Below are 18,719 nucleotides of genomic sequence, written 5' to 3'. Positions count from 1 at the left end.
GTAGCTCTTTTTTTGTAGTATAGGAAATTATAAAATAAGCGATTTGTGGATAAGAAAAACAGGAGAGGCCACGTCCGGCTCCAGCGCCCAGCGAGACTTCCTTCACCTCCGTACGATAAGTCAACATCGACTCACAAGGTTCGTCGTGTTTCCTTTATCTCCTACAGCTCAGTCCAGTCCGTACGTCGCTAAATGGGCGCTTCCGCCTTTGTTCTTTTTATGAATAGTCATAAATCTCTTTATACCGCATAGATTTAGAGTAGCAACTATTAGTAGAAGGAGATCTTCACATTGGAAGAAATTTTAAAGTTATTTCCTGAATCGATTGAAGACAAGCTTCGCAGGGAAATCATGAACTGGAACCAGCTGGAGGAAATAAGAATTCGTATCGGAAAACCTATAGAACTCGTTTTTACTGCCTATTCCAGAATGATTGGTCATCTATTGCCGGATAAACAGGATGGATTGTTTATTTTAAATCAATTAAGTGAACATTCGATTTATCGATTTGAGGACGAGCTTCGGGAAGGCTACATTACCATTGAAGGAGGTCATCGGGTTGGTATTTCCGGCAAAGTCAACACAGAAAGAGGGTATGTGAAGGCTATTCGGCATCTTACCTTCTTTAATATACGTATAGCCAGGCAGGTAAAGGACATTAGTAAGCCTTATCTTCCGCTTTTATATCAGAAACGTTATCTTAACACACTGTTGATTGGTCCGCCTAAATGCGGCAAGACCACATTCTTAAGAGATATCGTTCGCTATATGAGTAATGGTTATAATCATTATCCGGCTAAAAAGGTTGGGGTGATTGATGAACGATCGGAAATTGCTGCCTGCAGGAACGGAATTCCACAGCATGATGTAGGACTTCGAACCGATGTAATGGATGCCTGTCCAAAAGCTGAAGGGATGATGATGATGATCAGGTCCATGTCTCCGGATGTGATTGCTGTGGATGAAATAGGGTCGGAAGAAGATGTAAAGGCCTTAATGGAAGCAGTTTATGCAGGAGTAACCGTGATCTGCAGTGTTCATGGACAAAATTTGGATGAGGTACGAAGCCGTCCTTCATTACAGCCCTTATTCCGGCAGAATGCTTTTCAACGCTATGTCACTTTTTCCAATCACCCTAAACCTGGCACGGTGATTTCCGTGACGGATGAAAATGGACAAACCCAAAATCATCACGTAAGGAGCAAAGATTATGAAATGGATTGGAGCCATGTTGTTCCTGCTGGCGACAACTCAAATAGGCTTTGATATAGCAAAGCGGCTTTCGGACCGACCGCAGCAAATCCGGCAATTAAAAAATGCTTTGCAAATTCTGGAAGCTGAAATTGTTTATGGTCAAACACCTATTCATGAAGTTTTTTATCAGTTATCGAAACAAATCCCGGCACCATTGAGCCGTTTCTTTTCTGAACTGCATGATCGATTATCCGTTAGTCAGACAACCTTATATGATATTTGGAACCCCACATTAAAGGAATTCTGGAAACAATCAGCCATGAAGAAAGCAGAACGGGATATCATGGACCAGTTTGGCAAAACATTAGGCCAGCATGATTTTACACAGCAGCAAAAACACATCCAGCTTGCATTAACCCATTTGGAAAGGGAGTTGGCAAATGCTGAAGAGGAAAAATACAGATATGGAAGAATGGCGAAAAGCTTAGGGGTGTTGACAGGATTATTTGTGATCCTGTTACTGATTTAGTGGAAAGGAGTCGGCATTCAAAATGATGAATGAAGTTTATCTTTTATTCCAAATTGCAGGAATCGGTTTGATTGTTGCCATCATTCATACACTACTGAAACAGGCTGGAAAAGAGGACTTAGCCCATTGGGCAACATTAGTAGGATTTATCATCGTTTTACTAGTGGTTATTGATAACTTAGCCGAATTATTCCAGCAAATCCGCTCGGTTTTTCTCTTTCAGATCATCCTGGGAGGATTCTGAATTTATGGGGATCTTTGAAATTGTTTCCCTGGGAATGCTGGCTGCTATATTAGCCATTATTGTTCGTGATCAAAGCCCTTCAATTTCGTTCTTTATCGTCATGTTAACAGGTATCATTATCTTTTTAGTCCTCATTCAGCACATAGCCGAAATTTTCCGGCTGATTTCAACTTTGACTACGAAAGCCAATATTAATTTTATGTATGTAGAAACCATTCTGAAAATTATTGGTATTGCCTATATTTCCGAATTTGGTGCACAAATTATACGGGATGCAGGTCTGAATTCGATTGCTTCCAAGATTGAACTGGCTGGGAAAATATTCATTCTCGTACTTGCCATACCTATCCTGACAGCTGTTATTGAAACCATTCTTAGCTTTATTCCTGTTTAGGGATTGAAGGGAGCAATTATTGTGAATGTGTACTTTAAAAGATTCATAGTGGCTCTTCTTTTAGTCTTTTTCTATTTTTTACTCCCTGAAGAAGTACAAGCTGCTGAACCGAATCCACAGCAAAATGCGGAGCGCTGGGCAAACCAGCAAATACAGGATCAATCCTATGAAAAAATAGGAGATTACTGGTCAAATCTAAAGGAAAATTATGGGGAGTTTTTACCTGATTTATCTAATAAAGATTTGACGGATTTTATGAAGGAAGACGCATCTGTATCCATCAAAAGCTGGATCAATGGTCTATTAAAGTATCTTTTTCATGAATTATTGGCGAATGGGAAATTACTGGGGTCACTGATTCTATTAACGCTGTTTTCAGTTATTTTGCAAACGCTGCAAAATGCTTTTGAATCCAAAACCGTAAATAAAGTTGCATATGCCGTCGTCTATCTCGTTTTAATTACTCTTGCCTTGAGCAGCTTTCAGTTAGCTGTGTCCTATACCAATAATGCCATCGATGCAATGTCAAATTTTATGTGGGCTCTATTGCCGTTAATTTTGAGCATTATGGCATCAGTGGGAAGTATAACCTCTATTACTTTTTTTCAGCCGATTATACTCTTTTTAATCAATGTCAGTGGTTTCTTAATTTCAACCTTTGTTATTCCGCTGATTTTTCTATCGGCTCTTCTCCATATTGTAAGCTCATTAAATGAAAACTATCAGGCAACCAAGCTGGCCAATCTACTTAGAAATGTTGGTCTTTCTGTTTTGGGCGTATTTTTTACGATCTTTGTAGGTGTCATTTCTGTGCAGGGGGCAACGACTGCTATTACAGATGGACTGGCTGTCAGAACAGCAAAATTTGTGACGGGTAATTTTATCCCTGTCATTGGAAGAATGTTTACGGATGCAGCGGATACAATGTTATCAGCCTCTATGCTGTTAAAAAATACCATTGGAATCGTCGGAGTGATCATTGTTCTTGGAGTGGCTCTTTTTCCTGCCATCAAGGTTTTTGTCATTTCGGTTATCTATAAATTAGCTGCTGCCATCCTGCAACCGGTAGGAGGAGGACCGGTAATCAATACGATGGATTTAATAAGTAAACACATCATGTATATTTTTGCAGCCTTGCTCGTTGTAACGATGATGTTCTTTTTTTCCATTGTCATTCTGGTAGCTGCCAGCAATTTGACCTTAATGGTACGTTAGGAGGCTGAAAACGATGTCTTATATACAGGACTGGGTTACCGAAATCATTATTTTTATATTAATTGCTATGATTGTAGATTTATTAATGCCCCAATCATCAATGCAAAAATACGTACGGTTTGCAGTAGGGATGATTCTCGTATTAATTTTTCTTCAGCCCTTATTTCATGTGTTTAATGCCAATCCATCAAAATTCCTGCAGAATGAGCTTCTCTCTGGGTCAAACGAATCAGAACAACTGGAAAAAGAGATAGAAAATCAAAAAATAGATATACAAGCCTCACAACGTGCATATATATTAAATCAGATAGCTCAACAATTAAAAACAATAGCTGAAGAGGAGTTGATGAAAAAATATGGAGTCATGATTCAAGATATTAAATTTACATTTCCAGATCAATCAGAGGAGGTTAATTGGGAGAATATCGAAATGCTTTCAGTAGCCATTAAACGATCTGAAGAAACAGCAAATCAGGAAATACGCGAAGTAGATGTTGACATTGATGAAGAACCAGCAACTGAAGAAAAGCTTCCCATAGAGGACATCAAAAATGATTTATCCTCCTTCTGGGAAATATCCAAAGATAAAATCTCAATCATTGGGGAAGGAGGGAATCAAACATGAAAAATTTTTGGTCTCTTTTTAAATTGAGAAAGGATGAAAATGGAAAGCCTACTAAACTCTCATATGTGATGATTCTTGGATTAGTAGGGATCCTGCTTGTACTTACGAGTAATATTTTTCAGGATGATTCAAATGAACCAGCCCCTTATTTAGAACAAAACCAGAGTACCCCAAAAAATAGCGGGGTTGAAACCCATAAGAGCGAGCCAGACAAAGCAAGTATCATAGCTGAAATGGAAAAACAATATGAAACAGAACTAAAAGAAATGCTGAAGAGTATGGAGGGGATTTCAGGTGTTGATGTGATGGTAAACTTAGACGCTACTTCGCTTAAAATCTATGAAAAAAATACAACCACAAACGAACAGACAACAGAAGAGGAAGATTCAAATGGGGGGGATCGTACAATAGAGGAGTTTTCAGAGGATAAGCAGACCGTTATTGTGCGAAGTCAAAATGATGAGTCACCGATACTGATTCAAACGAAAAAACCTAAAGTACGCGGGGTATTAATCGTGGGCAACGGTCTGGGAAATGTCCAGACAGAGGAAATGGTGATTGAAGCTGTTTCCCGTGTGCTGGATGTACCGACACATCGTATATCTGTAGCACCCAAAAAAAATTAATTAAGGAGGAATTATAAATGATGCTAAAGAAACAAACTGTGTGGTTATTAACCATGTTAAGTCTGCTTATTGTGCTGAGTGTTTACTACATGACCTCACCGGGAGGCGATCAGGTAGCTCTTATTAATGATGATAATAAAGAAAACTCAGAGGAAACGTCGAATGAAGATTCAACGATTGAAACAAATGTGACTGAAGGAGAGGCTACTGAAGTTGATGCAAATGGCAATCCGATTTCATCCACTTCTACGGATGATCTGTTTACCCAGCTTAGACTCGAAATTCAGGACATGCGTAGCCAGCAAAAGGAACAGTTTAATGAAGTACTGACATCCAGTAGCGCTACAGCAGCAGAAAAGAATGAGGCAATGGAGAAGAAAAATCGATTAGAAGAAGTTCAAACAAAGGAAGCCATTTTGGAAAAAGTCATTCAATCGGAAAAGAACTACTCTGATGTGTTAGTCAGAGCTGAAGAAAATGTTGTAAAAGTTACCGTAAAAGCGGACGAACATTCAGGAACAGAGGCCAATCATATTATGCAAATGGTAAGGGATGAATTTGGAGAGATCAGAGTGGAAGTTGATTTCCAACCGTCGAATACGTAAATAAGAAGTGCCTTGTCGTATAAACGGCAAGGTTCTTTAACTTCACGGCTGATTTCAGATAAAAAAAGGGTTTTCACAAATGTATGTTGAACTATTATCTATAACGTTTTCTTGCAGGTTAGCAGGTAAATATAATAGAATATTAACAGGTATTATTAGTACCAGTTGCTAATAAAAACAAAAACCTGTATAAAGATTGCTAACAGCTATGCATTAAAAAGATAAAGGAGTGCCAGTCATGTTAAAAGTTCAGGAAATCAGGGAACTCATTAAATTAATCGATGAATCATCTATTAATGAATTAAATTATGAATCCGATGGAACGAAACTTAACCTTAAAAAGCAGGAGAGTGCTGAGCAGGGAAGCCAGCCAGTAGTGATTCAAAAGGATCCGGGAGTACTTGAACAAGTGAAACCAACCGTTGATGAGCAATCGAAAGCTGAAGCAAAGGCGGAAGCAAAAGTTGTTGAAAACCTGGCGCCTGCAGAAGAAAAGCAGGGAGAAACGAAGGACTACGATGAAGAAATTACTTCACCAATGGTAGGAACCTTTTATTGTTCCCCTTCTCCCGATAAAGATCCGTATGTTCAGGTAGGAGATCGTGTAACCAATGATTCTATCGTATGTATTGTAGAAGCGATGAAGCTGTTTAATGAAATTGAAGCAGAAATAAATGGTGAAATTGTTGATATTCTTGTGGAAGATGGAGAACTTGTGGAATATGGACAACCGTTATTCAGAGTGAAGAGCAAGTAAGGGGTTGACTTCGTTGATAAAAAAATTATTAGTTGCAAATCGAGGCGAGATTGCTGTACGTATTATTCGCGCCTGTAAGGAGTTAGGAATTCGTACGGTGGCTGTTTATTCAGAGCCTGACCAGGAGTCGCTACATGTACAACTCGCAGATGAGGCTTATTGTATAGGCCCTGCGTTAAGTAAGGACAGCTACCTTAATATTACAAATATAATGACGTTAGCTACTTTAACAGAAGTGGATGCTATTCATCCAGGTTATGGCTTTTTGTCAGAGAATCCGGACTTCGCAGAAATTTGCGAAGAGTGTAATATTACCTTTGTTGGTCCAAGCGCGTACTCTATTCAAAAGATGGGAACAAAGGATGTGGCAAGAGACACCATGAAACAGGCTGGTGTACCTATAGTCCCTGGTTCTGATGGAATTATCGAGAATGAAGAAGAAGGGCTGAAAGTGGCCAATGAAATCGGATTCCCGGTAATCATTAAGGCTACCGCAGGAGGCGGCGGTAAAGGAATCCGTGTTGCCCGTACTGAAGATGAATTGATTAATGGGATACGTATGACCCAAAATGAAGCAGAAACAGCCTTTGGCAATCCTGGAGTCTATCTGGAAAAGTTTATTGAGGATTTCCGTCATGTTGAAATTCAGGTATTAGCTGATGAATATGGGAATACTATACATTTGGGTGAAAGAGATTGCACCATTCAGCGTCGCATGCAAAAATTAATTGAAGAAGCTCCTTCCCCGGCTCTTACCGAAAGTATTCGCCAGGAAATGGGACAGGCTGCGGTAAAGGCTGCGCGGGCAGTAAATTATAGAGGGGCCGGTACAATCGAATTTATATTCGATCGTACAGATAAGAAGTTTTATTTTATGGAGATGAATACGCGTATCCAAGTGGAACATCCAGTAACAGAACAAATTACCGGAGTGGATTTGATTAAAGAACAGATTAGAGTAGCAAATGGCAAACAGCTTACTCTAAGTCAGGAGGATGTTACGTTTACAGGCTGGGCGATTGAGTGTAGAATAAATGCAGAGGATCCCGTGAAAAACTTCATGCCATCCGCCGGAGATATTCGTATGTACCTTCCTCCAGGTGGGTTAGGTGTCCGAGTGGATTCGGCTGCCTATTCAGGATGGAGAATACCTCCTTATTATGATTCCATGATAGCTAAGCTGATTACGTTCGGAAAAACACGGGAAGAAGCCATCAACCGAATGAGCAGGGCGCTTGATGAATTTGTTGTAGATGGCATCCATTCAACAATTCTTTTCCATGAGCGGATGATGAAGCATGATGTATTTAAAGATGGGGATTTTAATACAAAGTTCCTTGAAACCTATCATATAATGGAAGATGAGGAATGAATTGAGCTTCACCATTTAGAAAGGGGTGACTTTTGTTGCAGGATAACAACTTGTTAAATGTTAGTGAAGATACATCCTTAGGAAATGTTCAAATTGCACCTGAAGTTATAGAAGTAATTGCCGGAATTGCAGCCAATGAAGTAAAAGGTGTTGTACAAATGCGCGGGAACTTTGCTTCTAATGTCACAGAGAGATTTGGTAAAAAGAATCATGGAAAAGGAATAAAAGTTGAACTAACGGATAATGGCATTAAAATTGATACATATTCGGTACTGGAATATGGTGTATCCATACCGACTGTTGCACAGCAGATTCAGGATAACATCCGTCAGACACTAAAAAATATGACAGCCCTTGAAATTGAAGAAGTAAATGTGCACATTGTTGCCGTTCAAATTGATGCTAAAGAAGATGAAGTCGGTACCGGTGAAGCATGATTACAAAGATTGTTGACCATGGAGGAGAGTCTTCCATGGTCAATTTATTTTTGAATAACCTCCATGGACCATTAGGGCTTTATGGTAGGTACACTGCTTTTCTTTTCCATGCTAAAATGTTATGATTTTAGGGATAATAGATGTTACAGGCTAGCATAATGGTCAATAAAGGAGAACAAACATGAATCGTAGAGAAGCCAGAATAAAAGCATTTCAGGTACTATTTCAAATGGAAAATCATGACATTACCTTTGAGGATGCAGCAGATTTTGCATTGGAGGGTGCAGCTATTCATGAATTTACCAGTGAGTTAGTACGTGGTGTGATTACATACAAAGATGAAATTGATAAGGCTATTTCGGAACAACTCGTGAATTGGAGTTTGAACCGAATTGCCTCAGTTGAACGTACGCTTCTAAGATTAGCCGTTTATGAAATTAAATATAATGAAACGATTCCGTTAAAAGTTTCCATTAATGAGGCTGTAGAGATTGCCAAAGAATATGGAGAGGAAAATTCAGGCAAATTCATTAATGGTGTTCTTTCAAAAATTGTATCTGATGAATGAAGGGGAATTGGAATGACTGCAGAAATTATATATGGAAGCAAAATTGCAGAGGAAATAAGAGAAAAACTAAAAGCAGATGTAAAGGAACTTGAAAAGAAAAATATCCACCCGGGTTTGACCGTTGTTATTGTCGGGGATAATCCTGCCTCAAAATCATATGTGAAGTTTAAACAGCGTGCATGTGAAAAAGCAGGTATTCGTTCAAGCGTAATCGAACTTCCGGAAGAGACAACACAGGGACAACTCCTACAGCATGTAAATCAATTAAATGAAGATTCAAGTGTTCATGGGATCCTTGTCCAATTACCACTTCCTGCGCAGATAGACGAAAAGGTAATTATTGAGAGTATTGCTCCGGAAAAAGATGTAGATGGTTTTCATCCTTATAATATAGGTCGTCTTCAGACAAATCAGGATGCCTTTGTTCCCTGTACACCCCTGGGAATACTTGAGATGATTAAAAAAAGCAATATTCCAATCAAAGGGAAACATGTGGTTGTTGTGGGAAGAAGTAATATTGTCGGTAAGCCGGTCGGACAGTTATTCCTAAACGAAAATGCGACGGTAACTTACTGTCATTCCGCAACAGAAAATTTAGTTCATATCACAAGACAGGCGGATATTTTAATTGTTGCAGTAGGTAAAGCTAAAATGATAGGTAAAGATGCTGTTAAAGAAGGTGCAGTGGTGGTTGATGTTGGAAATAATTATCTGTCAGATGGCTCCCTGGCAGGTGATGTGGATTTTGAATCTGTGAAAGAAACAGCTTCCTATATTACACCTGTACCCAAGGGAGTAGGCCCAATGACCATCACGATGCTTCTCCAGAACACCCTGAAAGCAGCCAAACAAATATCATCATAAAAGGGGATCAATTACTGTGAAAGATCGGTACTTAACAGTGACGGCTTTAACCAGGTATGTGAAACGAAAAATTGAAACGGACCGTAATTTAAAGCAGGTTTATTTACGGGGAGAGATATCTAATTTTAAACGTCACTCCCGTGGGCACATGTATTTAACAATCAAGGATGATCGGTCGAGAATACAGGCCGTGATGTTCGCCAGCTACAACCGATTCATTAAATTTACTCCTGAGGACGGGATGAATGTCCTTATAAAAGGGGAAATTGGTGTATATGAACCATATGGCCAATACCAGCTGTATATCCATGAGATGCAGCCAGATGGAATTGGCTCTCTATATTTAGCTTATGAACAGTTAAAGAAAAAACTTGGAGCTGAAGGACTGTTTGATCCACGTTTAAAAAAGCCGATTCCTGCATATCCGGAACATATTGGGGTCATTACTTCCCCGACAGGAGCGGCTATCCGCGATATTTTCTCCACATTAAATCGCCGATATCCAATCGCGAAAAAAACATTAATACCCGTACTCGTCCAGGGGAAAAATGGAGCAGATTCAATTGTTCAAGCCATCAAAAAGGCGAATTCATTAGACCAGTTTGATGTTTTAATTGTAGGACGAGGGGGAGGTTCTATTGAGGAATTATGGAATTTTAATGAAGAACGCGTGGCCCGTGCCATTGTGGATTCCAGCATCCCGGTGATTTCAGCGGTAGGTCACGAAACCGATTATACCATCAGTGATTTTGCCGCAGATTTACGGGCACCTACCCCGACAGGAGCCGCTGAACTGGCAGTACCTTCTTTAAAAGAAGTGGCAGATCGTATGACTGTTATGAGAAATCGTATAGTACGAGCCCTGCAAACGAAGACACAGGCCAATCGTGACCGGCTAATCTCACTGAGGGAATCCTATGCATTTCGCTATCCTGTACATATGCTAAGACAAAAGGAACAGGATCTGGACCGGATGTTTGAACAAATGCAAAGGGCCTCGAGGCAATATATACAGCGTAAAAAGGAAAATAATGAGCATTTAAATAAAAGGCTCTTACAGCATCATCCGGACCGGAAAATCGGAGAAATGCAGAAAAATGTCACTCAAATCAGAAGCAGACTCCATAAGCAAATGAAATATGTGCTGCAGCAAAAAATGACCAGCTTTCAGAAGGATGTAGAAAAGTTATCATTATTAAACCCTATGGAAGTTATTCGACGCGGATATGCTATTCCCTATGATCAACAGAAAAATGTGGTCAGAACCGTCTCGCAGGTTCAGCCTGGAGACAAAATGTATGTAAGATTGAAAGATGGTTTAGTAGATTGCCAAGTATTGGGATTAGAAGAGGAGGATCAAAAAAATGAGTGAAAATGAAAAACAGGAAATTAGCTTTGAAGAGGCCGTTGAAAAGCTGGAAAATATCGTAGAAAAGCTGGAAGAAGGCGATGTACCCCTTGAAAAAGCTATTGAATACTATCAGGAAGGCATGAAGCTATCAAAATTCTGTAATGATAAACTGACAAAAGTTGAGAAACAAATGGAACAAATTTTAAATGATCAAGGTGAATTTGAGCCCTTTTCTATCCAGGAGGATTAAATAACGAAATGGTTTCCCAATATATTAACCGATATCAAGCGATATTTAACGAGAAATTGAGTGAAAAACTAAAATCTCTTCAAGCACCAGAGAAATTAAAAGAGTCGATGCTGTACTCTATTGAAGCCGGTGGAAAAAGATTAAGGCCGTTTTTGATGATGGCGGCATTTGAAGCTTATTCTGAACTCGATGAAAAAGTATATGATCCTGCTATTGCTCTGGAGATGGTACATACCTATTCCTTAGTTCATGACGATCTCCCGGCTATGGACGATGATAATTACCGACGTGGACAGCTTACTAATCACAGAAAATTTGATGAGGCAACTGCGATATTAGCTGGAGATGCCCTGTTGACAACAGCCTTTCAAATGATCATTGGCTCAGCGAATTTAAGTGCAGAAGAGAAAGTGTTTTTATCTGCAGAATTATCTGAGGCTGCAGGAGCTGAAGGTATGGTAGGCGGACAAATCCTTGATCTTGATGCAGAGGATAAATCCCTTACTCTGGATGAAATAAACCAGATTCATTTATTCAAAACAGGCAGACTTATTCGTTTCGCTGTTCGAAGTGGAGCTTATTTAGCGGGTGCAACTCCTCCACAGCTCGAATCACTAGATGAATATGCAACCTACTTAGGACTTATTTTTCAAATACAGGATGATATACTCGATATAATTGGGGATGAAAAGAAACTGGGTAAGCCTGTGGGAAGTGATGAGAAAAGCAAAAAGAGTACGTACCCCGGCATTTTAGGTTTGGATGGTGCGATTAAAAAGAAGGAAGAATTGATGGAAAAAGCTGAACAGGCTTTAAAACAGGCGAATGTAAAAGATCGATTGCTATTTGACTTTGTTGAGTTCTTAGGAAACAGGGAAATGTAATCTGGAAAATGTTCATCTATTTTCCTTTTGGTTTAGGAATTAAAAAATGAAGTCATTATCGACGTGAGATCAGGAAAGGGCGCTTCCCCTTTTTCTCTATGAAAAACTGATAATAATTGTCATTGAGCAAGACAATGAAAATATGATATTATAAAGATACAAAATAGGGATGGTGCAGTATTCTAGTCGGTCCTCCGTTCCTGAAGGCGGGCCTAAAAATCCGCCAAAGGGCACATCGATGAAGTTCCTTGTGCCGGCTTGAGGCGCCCAGCCTTGGGTCGGTGCTGGGAGTTAAGGTTGCAGGCCGATCCACAAAGGCATGTGGGCGTTGACCCTGCTTCCGCGGAGGCCCATTGCTGTGATGCTTTGATAGCTCAAAGTATTATGGGATGGGGTATGAACCTGTGAGATAGGGATGGGGAAACTCTATCCACAGCGTAGCCTGCCTTGAGTGGTGTTGAGGGGATATTGGTTTAAAAAGTGACAAAATAGCAGGCCACTATTTTGTTCACCTATCACCAATTGAAATCAATACTGCAAAAGAGGCTAGGGAACGGTTAAAGACTGTCGAGGAAAACTCCTAGACTGTTCCGGTGGACATTTAAAGGAGATTATAGTGCAGACTAAGTGGTAATCCAGTCTAGCTTTCCGGAAACGGGGCTAAGATGAGTTTAAAGGGGAACCGCCATTGAGGCAACTCATGGTATTCATCTGGGAAAACCTACTGGACCTAAGCTGCAATTTTTATCCTTTAAATGGCCATCCCTACTTGTTATAATCAATAATAATTTATACATATAGAGGTATTTAAATGAACGAAGATTACAGGAAATCACTCCGATTTAGTATAAGTATTGCCGTTATCACATTTGTGTTAGCGGCACTTTTTTCAGTTATCTCAAGTGTCCTTTTACAGGGTGTAGGCTGGTTTGCCGGCTTATTAATTGTCCTGGGAATAGTGTTAGTGGGTGTCATTTTTGATATGTTCGGTATTGCTGCTACGGCTGCAGATGAGGTGCCTTTTCATTCCATGGCTGCCGAAAAAATATATGGAGCCAGACAATCCATTGTAATTGTAAGAAACAGGGACCGGTTTGCGAGCTTTTGTAATGATGTAATAGGGGACATAGCAGGCATTGTAAGCGGTACCGCATCTGCTACAGTTGTACTCCAAATTGCCTTTGGTTTCGGCTTCCCGGAGGAGTCATCCCAGCATATGGTGATATCGATTGTTTTTACAAGTGTTGTTGCAGCCCTGACAGTTGGTGGAAAAGCGTTAGGAAAATTTTTTGGTGTCCATGCGTCAACAAAGATTATTTTATTTGCGGGCCGGGCGATAGCTTTTATTGAACAGAACCTGAGAATAAAAATTCTTCCGTCCCTTAAGAAGAAAAATAAACGAAATTCCCAATGAAGGTGAGTGATCCGCGATGGATCTGAACTTTATTAAAGATCCTGCTTTTTTAAAACAATATTCTGTTGAGCAACTGGAATCATTTGCAGATGAGATCAGGGAGTTCTTAATCCAAACTCTGTCAAAAACTGGAGGGCATTTAGGGCCTAACCTAGGTGTAGTAGAATTAACCCTAGCCCTTCATAAAGAATTCAACAGTCCAGAGGATAAATTTATCTGGGATGTCGGGCATCAGTCGTATATACATAAGATACTCACAGGCAGAACGAATCAATTTAATACCTTAAAAAAATATAAAGGGTTGTCTGGTTTTCCTAAGCGTATGGAAAGTGAACATGATCATTGGGAAACAGGGCATAGTTCCACCTCCCTATCAGCGGCAATGGGTATGGCAATTGCCCGGGATTTAAAGGGACAGGACCATTATGTGGTTCCTATTATCGGTGACGGTGCGTTAACTGGTGGTATGGCTCTTGAAGCTCTCAACCATATAGGCCATGAAAAGAAGAACCTGACTGTCATTTTAAATGATAATGAAATGTCCATCGCACCAAATGTTGGTGCACTGCACAATGTACTTGGCCGTTTGCGCAGTGCCAATAAATACCACTGGTTTAAAGATGAACTGGAGAGCTTTATGAAAAGGATACCTGCATTTGGCGGGAAGCTCGCCCAAACAGCCGAGCACCTTAAAGATGGTATGAAATCATTTATTCTGCCCGGTATGTTTTTTGAGGAGTTAGGCTTTACTTATTATGGACCCGTGGATGGTCATAATTTTGAAAACCTGATTGAAAATATTCGTTATGCGAAAAAAACAGAAGGTCCGGTCATTGTCCATGTGATTACCAAGAAGGGGAAAGGTTATCACCCTGCTGAACAGGATAAGGTTGGAACCTGGCATGGGGTAGGACCATATAAGATTGAATCCGGTGAATCATTAAAGAAAAAAGGAAAAGGCCCTGCCTGGAGTCAGGTGATCAGTGATGCCTTAAGCAAAATTGCCCGTAAGAATGAAAAGGTTGTGGCGATTACCCCCGCCATGACAGTAGGATCTAAGCTTGAAAAATTCAAAAAGGAATTTCCGGATCGCCTTTATGATGTCGGAATTGCAGAACAGCATGCAACCACACTTTCCGGCGGATTGGCCACACAGGGTATGAAGCCTTTTCTCTCCATTTATTCGACCTTCCTGCAGCGAGGGTATGATCAAGTGGTCCATGATGTATGCAGACAAAACTTAAATGTAGTATTTGGAATTGACCGGGCTGGATTAGTTGGAGCTGACGGAGAAACCCATCAGGGAGTTTTTGATATATCCTTTATGCGTCATATACCGAATATGGTTGTTATGATGCCAAAGGATGAAAATGAAGGCCAGCATATGGTCTATACCGCAATTGAATATAATGAGGGTCCTATTGCTATTCGCTACCCAAGAGGGAATGCAAAAGGGATTGAGGTCGACGAAACGTTTAAATCCATTCCTATTGGTTCCTGGGAGGTACTTAAGGAAGGCCATGATGGTGTCATTTTAACCTTTGGGACGACCATTGATATGGCATTAAAAGCAAGCGAGCAGCTGGAGCAATCCGGAATTAGCATAAGAGTAGTCAATGCCCGCTTTATTAAGCCTTTAGATGAAAAAATGCTAAAAGAGATTTTTTCAGAAAATATCCCGGTATTAACCCTCGAGGAACATGTACTGCAGGGAGGATTCGGCAGCGCTGTTGTTGAATTTGCTGAAGAGAGAAATTTATTAGGAAAGATATGCATGAAAAGAATGGGAATTCCTGACCAATTTATTGAACATGGAAGTGTCAGTGAATTGTGGGATGAAATTGGCTTAACAACAAATGAAGTGGTAAACTCTTTAAAGGAATTAATCCCAAATAAGTTAGGACTTGAGCAAGGATGAAGAAAACGAGACTAGATGTACTTTTAGTGGACAGAGGCTATTTTGAAACAAGAGAAAAGGCTAAACGTACAATTATGGCGGGTTTAGTCTTTTCCGAGCAAGTAAGATTGGACAAGCCAGGTATGAAGGTTGAGACTGAAATTCCCATTGAAATTAAAGGGAAAACACATAATTATGTAAGTCGTGGAGGCTTGAAACTGGAAAAAGCCTTAAAAGCCTTTGAATTAACCGTGAAGGAAAAACAGATGATTGATATTGGTTCGTCTACGGGTGGCTTTACGGATTGCGCACTGCAAAATGGAGCAAAATTAAGCTATGCTATTGATGTTGGACAGAATCAACTGGACTGGAAATTGAGAAATGATGACAGGGTTATAGTTAGGGAAAAAACGAATTTCAGGTATGTAAAGCCTGAGCATCTGACTTCAGGTCGTCCAAATTTCGCTACGATTGATGTTTCGTTTATTTCTCTGCGTGTAATTTTACCCGTTTTAAAAGAGCTTTTACTTGACGAAAGTGATATCGTTGCTCTTGTAAAACCCCAATTTGAAGCAGGAAGGGAGCAAGTGGGAAAGAAAGGAATTATTAAAGATCCCGCTGTTCATAAAGAGGTTATCACGAACATGATTGAGTTTAGTGTGAAGGAAGGCTATACTGTGGAAAATTTGACCTTTTCGCCGATTACAGGTGGCGAAGGGAATGTTGAATTCTTACTTCACCTTAAGTGGAATCAGCAGGACGGAAGCATTAAGGATACAATTGACATCAATCAGACTATCAAAGATGCACATCAGGAATTGCGAAAGTAAGGAAACCAGCCAAAAGAGACTCATCCTTTGTAGATGTAGTCTCTCTTTTCCCTCCATATGTTACATATCCCCTGATAATCCCTCTATTGCCACTTTTCGTTTTTCTTGTTAACTTAGAGACAGAGCATAAGAAAACGCTTTGATAGAATATCATGGAAATGAGGAGAAGCAATGAACAAGGGACAAAGGCATATAAAAATTCGTGAAATTATAACCGAAAATGAGATTGAAACTCAGGACGAATTAGTCGATGAGCTGAAAAGTCTGGGTTTAAATGTTACACAGGCAACAGTATCCCGTGATATAAAAGAACTTCATCTCGTGAAAGTACCCTCAGCTAATGGAAAATATAAATACAGTCTGCCAGCCGATCAGCGCTTTAATCCATTAAATAAGTTAAGAAGGCTAATGATGGATGCCTTTGTTAAGATTGATAAGGCTGGACATTTTATTGTGCTTAAAACGTTACCCGGGAATGCGCATGCGATTGGGGCACTTATTGATAACTTAGAATGGGAAGAAATTATGGGGACCATATGCGGAGATGATACTTGTCTGATTATTTGCCGTTCAGCGGATCAAATCGATCACATTGAAGCCCAGCTTTTAGATATGCTTTAAAAATCCACAAAAATTAGAGGTGGAAACCGTGTTAGCAGAATTATCGATAAAAGATTTTGCCATTATTGATGAAATTAAAATTAATTTTAGAGATGGATTAACCGTATTAACTGGGGAAACGGGTGCCGGAAAATCCATTATCATTGATGCTATCCAGCTTCTTGCAGGTGGCAGGGGCTCTGTGGAATTTGTCCGCCATGGCTCCAAAAAAGCTGAAATCGAAGGGCTGTTTTTTCTGGATTCACAGGAGCATTCCGCCTACCGGAAAGCAGAAGAGTTTGGAGTCGAAATGGACGAAGAGGGGATGCTTGTCTTAAATCGGACCATTACAGCTTCCGGTAAAAGCATCTGCCGTGTAAATGGAAAACTGGTTACCCTGGCTATTTTGCGTGAGTTTGGACAAACCTTAATTGATATCCATAGCCAGCATGAAACACAATCCCTAATGGATACTGAAAAACATTTGGCATTATTAGATTTATACGGTCAGAAAGAAATTATGCATGCCAAACAGGAATATAAGGAAATCTATGAAGAGTACAAAAAATTGAAACGCAGGTACCATGAACTAAGTGAAAATGAACAGGAAATTGCTCAGAGACTGGATTTGCTCAAATTTCAGCAACAGGAACTGGAAGAGGCAGAATTAACCCTTGATGAAGATGTGCAGCTCGAACAGGAGCGAAACACGCTGCAAAATTACGAGAAGATTTATCAAAATATATCTGATGCCTATCATGCCCTGTATGGAGAACAAAAGGCACTGGATTGGCTGGCTCTTAGCATGTCATCCCTGGAAAATATTAAAGAATTTGATGAGGAGCTGGGAACGAAGGCCAGTGACATTTCTAATTATTACTATACAATTGAAGAGCTTTCCTTTGATTTGCGTAATAAATTAGAGGAAATGGAATACAACCCGGAAAGGCTGAATGAAATCGAAGGACGTTTAAATGAAATCAACCGTTTGAAGCGTAAATATGGCCAATCTGTAGAGGAAATACTGAACTATGCAGCGAAGATTGATGAGGAAATTGAGCAATTAGAAAACAAGGACGTCCATTTAAGTAAGTTAGAACAGGACCTTAAAAATAAAGGACGTGACGTATTACTGGCTGCAGAACAGCTTCATGAACTAAGAAAGAAAGCGGCAGAAAAATTAAAAGAAGCCATTCTATCTGAGCTAAAGGACCTGTATCTGGAAAAGGCTGATTTTGATGTTCATTTTTCAATACAGGAAGGATCAGCATCTGATCCGGAATGGAAAGGGCGAAAAGTCAAACTGCATGAAAATGGCTTTGATAAAGTTCAGTTTTTAATCAGTACAAATGTTGGCGAGCCGCTTAAAGAGGTTCACAAAATTGCTTCCGGCGGAGAGCTTTCCAGAATTATGCTTGCGATTAAAAAGAACTTTGCCCGCCACCAGGGTGTGACCAGTGTGATATTTGATGAAGTAGACACAGGTGTAAGTGGCAGAGTCGCACAGGCAATTGCAGAAAAGATTTATTCAATATCGAATAGCTCTCAGGTATTATGTATTTCCCATCTTCCTCAAGTAGCCTCTATGGCAGATATTCATTTATTAATTGAAAAAGAAATAAGGCAGGATCGCACCATTACGAAAGTAAATGAGCTTAATCATAAAGATAAAATTAATGAAATTGGCCGTATGATTTCAGGTACAGAATTGACAGAAACCACGAAAGAGCACGCGGAAGAACTTATAAGCCTCGCTAATGATTTAAAGTAAGCCTCGCAGTCGGCTTTTTTCTGTCCAGCTGCGGCTCCCAGGCCCAAGCGGTCATAAGCAGAATACCCTCCATGGCCAAACTACGGCCACCCCGGATATTCTGCTTATGCCGCCGGGCCTAAACGGTCGCCTCTGCTTTTCTATGTCCAGCTCCGGCTCCCAGGCCCAAGCGGTCATAAGCAGAATACCCTCCATGGCCAAAATACGGCCACTCCGGATATTCTGCTTATGCCGTCGGGCCTAAACGGTCGCCTCCGCTTTTCTATGTCCAGCTGCGGCTCCCAGGTCTGTG

At 40.2% G+C, this 18,719-nt stretch carries 21 protein-coding genes; all 21 read left to right on the top strand.

Features of this window, described 5'->3' with window-relative positions; all coding sequences use genetic code 11:
- Nucleotides 1-291 precede the first annotated feature (291 nt).
- Entirely contained in the window at nt 292-1,266 is a 975-nt protein-coding gene (gene spoIIIAA, locus ABD006_RS01870) for a stage III sporulation protein AA (RefSeq protein ID WP_343836919.1), read from the top strand.
- Entirely contained in the window at nt 1,211-1,723 is a 513-nt protein-coding gene (gene spoIIIAB / locus ABD006_RS01865; RefSeq protein WP_343836916.1) for a stage III sporulation protein SpoIIIAB, read from the top strand. The genes spoIIIAA and spoIIIAB overlap by 56 nt, the downstream gene beginning before the upstream one ends.
- A gap of 25 nt (nt 1,724-1,748) precedes the next feature.
- Nucleotides 1,749-1,967 (top strand): stage III sporulation protein AC, encoded by a 219-nt coding sequence (spoIIIAC, locus tag ABD006_RS01860; RefSeq protein ID WP_370521845.1) that lies wholly within the window; start codon nt 1,749-1,751, stop codon nt 1,965-1,967.
- Between the two features lie 4 nt (nt 1,968-1,971).
- Nucleotides 1,972-2,361, top strand: a complete 390-nt coding sequence (spoIIIAD, locus tag ABD006_RS01855) for a stage III sporulation protein AD (RefSeq protein ID WP_343836912.1) — start codon at nt 1,972-1,974, stop codon at nt 2,359-2,361.
- Between the two features lie 21 nt (nt 2,362-2,382).
- A complete protein-coding gene (gene spoIIIAE / locus ABD006_RS01850; RefSeq protein WP_343836910.1) occupies nt 2,383-3,576 on the top strand; it encodes a stage III sporulation protein AE in 1,194 nt (397 codons plus the stop codon).
- 13 nt (nt 3,577-3,589) lie between these two features.
- Nucleotides 3,590-4,201: a stage III sporulation protein AF gene (gene spoIIIAF / locus ABD006_RS01845; RefSeq protein ID WP_343836908.1), complete on the top strand. Its 612-nt coding sequence runs from the start codon at nt 3,590-3,592 to the stop codon at nt 4,199-4,201.
- Nucleotides 4,198-4,827 carry a stage III sporulation protein AG gene (gene spoIIIAG / locus ABD006_RS01840; RefSeq protein ID WP_343836905.1) on the top strand — a complete coding sequence of 210 codons (630 nt, stop codon included), beginning with the start codon at nt 4,198-4,200 and terminating at the stop codon, nt 4,825-4,827. The genes spoIIIAF and spoIIIAG overlap by 4 nt, the downstream gene beginning before the upstream one ends.
- A gap of 17 nt (nt 4,828-4,844) precedes the next feature.
- Entirely contained in the window at nt 4,845-5,432 is a 588-nt protein-coding gene (locus ABD006_RS01835; protein ID WP_343836903.1) for a SpoIIIAH-like family protein, read from the top strand.
- 238 nt (nt 5,433-5,670) lie between these two features.
- Nucleotides 5,671-6,189 (top strand): acetyl-CoA carboxylase biotin carboxyl carrier protein, encoded by a 519-nt coding sequence (accB, locus tag ABD006_RS01830; RefSeq protein WP_343836901.1) that lies wholly within the window; start codon nt 5,671-5,673, stop codon nt 6,187-6,189.
- Between the two features lie 13 nt (nt 6,190-6,202).
- On the top strand, nt 6,203-7,561 hold the full coding sequence (gene accC / locus ABD006_RS01825; RefSeq protein WP_343836899.1) for an acetyl-CoA carboxylase biotin carboxylase subunit: 1,359 nt from the start codon (nt 6,203-6,205) through the stop codon (nt 7,559-7,561).
- A gap of 32 nt (nt 7,562-7,593) precedes the next feature.
- Nucleotides 7,594-7,998 carry an Asp23/Gls24 family envelope stress response protein gene (locus ABD006_RS01820; protein ID WP_425542169.1) on the top strand — a complete coding sequence of 135 codons (405 nt, stop codon included), beginning with the start codon at nt 7,594-7,596 and terminating at the stop codon, nt 7,996-7,998.
- A gap of 181 nt (nt 7,999-8,179) precedes the next feature.
- Nucleotides 8,180-8,566, top strand: coding sequence for a transcription antitermination factor NusB (nusB, locus tag ABD006_RS01815; RefSeq protein ID WP_343836895.1), 387 nt, complete (start codon nt 8,180-8,182; stop codon nt 8,564-8,566).
- Nucleotides 8,567-8,578: 12 nt separating this feature from the next.
- A complete protein-coding gene (gene folD / locus ABD006_RS01810; RefSeq protein WP_343836892.1) occupies nt 8,579-9,430 on the top strand; it encodes a bifunctional methylenetetrahydrofolate dehydrogenase/methenyltetrahydrofolate cyclohydrolase FolD in 852 nt (283 codons plus the stop codon).
- Nucleotides 9,431-9,446: 16 nt separating this feature from the next.
- The gene (gene xseA, locus ABD006_RS01805; protein ID WP_343836890.1) at nt 9,447-10,802 is read left to right on the top strand and encodes an exodeoxyribonuclease VII large subunit; all 1,356 of its coding nucleotides are present in this window, start codon (nt 9,447-9,449) and stop codon (nt 10,800-10,802) included.
- Nucleotides 10,795-11,031, top strand: a complete 237-nt coding sequence (locus ABD006_RS01800) for an exodeoxyribonuclease VII small subunit (RefSeq protein ID WP_343836888.1) — start codon at nt 10,795-10,797, stop codon at nt 11,029-11,031. Before xseA ends, ABD006_RS01800 begins: the two co-directional genes overlap by 8 nt.
- Nucleotides 11,032-11,039: 8 nt before the next feature.
- Nucleotides 11,040-11,915 (top strand): polyprenyl synthetase family protein, encoded by an 876-nt coding sequence (locus tag ABD006_RS01795; protein ID WP_343836886.1) that lies wholly within the window; start codon nt 11,040-11,042, stop codon nt 11,913-11,915.
- An 811-nt stretch (nt 11,916-12,726) separates the two neighbouring features.
- Nucleotides 12,727-13,329, top strand: a complete 603-nt coding sequence (locus ABD006_RS01790) for a CNNM metal transporter family protein (protein ID WP_343836884.1) — start codon at nt 12,727-12,729, stop codon at nt 13,327-13,329.
- 16 nt (nt 13,330-13,345) lie between these two features.
- The gene (gene dxs, locus ABD006_RS01785) at nt 13,346-15,247 is read left to right on the top strand and encodes a 1-deoxy-D-xylulose-5-phosphate synthase (protein ID WP_343836882.1); all 1,902 of its coding nucleotides are present in this window, start codon (nt 13,346-13,348) and stop codon (nt 15,245-15,247) included.
- Nucleotides 15,244-16,056 (top strand): TlyA family RNA methyltransferase, encoded by an 813-nt coding sequence (locus tag ABD006_RS01780; RefSeq protein ID WP_343836880.1) that lies wholly within the window; start codon nt 15,244-15,246, stop codon nt 16,054-16,056. Before dxs ends, ABD006_RS01780 begins: the two co-directional genes overlap by 4 nt.
- 171 nt (nt 16,057-16,227) lie before the next feature.
- Nucleotides 16,228-16,677: a transcriptional regulator AhrC/ArgR gene (gene ahrC / locus ABD006_RS01775; RefSeq protein ID WP_343836878.1), complete on the top strand. Its 450-nt coding sequence runs from the start codon at nt 16,228-16,230 to the stop codon at nt 16,675-16,677.
- Nucleotides 16,678-16,705: 28 nt separating this feature from the next.
- The gene (gene recN, locus ABD006_RS01770; RefSeq protein ID WP_343836875.1) at nt 16,706-18,427 is read left to right on the top strand and encodes a DNA repair protein RecN; all 1,722 of its coding nucleotides are present in this window, start codon (nt 16,706-16,708) and stop codon (nt 18,425-18,427) included.
- Nucleotides 18,428-18,719 lie beyond the last annotated feature (292 nt).

It is taken from the genome of Salinibacillus aidingensis (assembly GCF_039522525.1).
GTDB classification, from domain to species: Bacteria; Bacillota; Bacilli; order Bacillales; family Alkalibacillaceae; genus Salinibacillus; species Salinibacillus aidingensis.
This window is presented reverse-complemented; position numbering and strand designations above follow the sequence as displayed.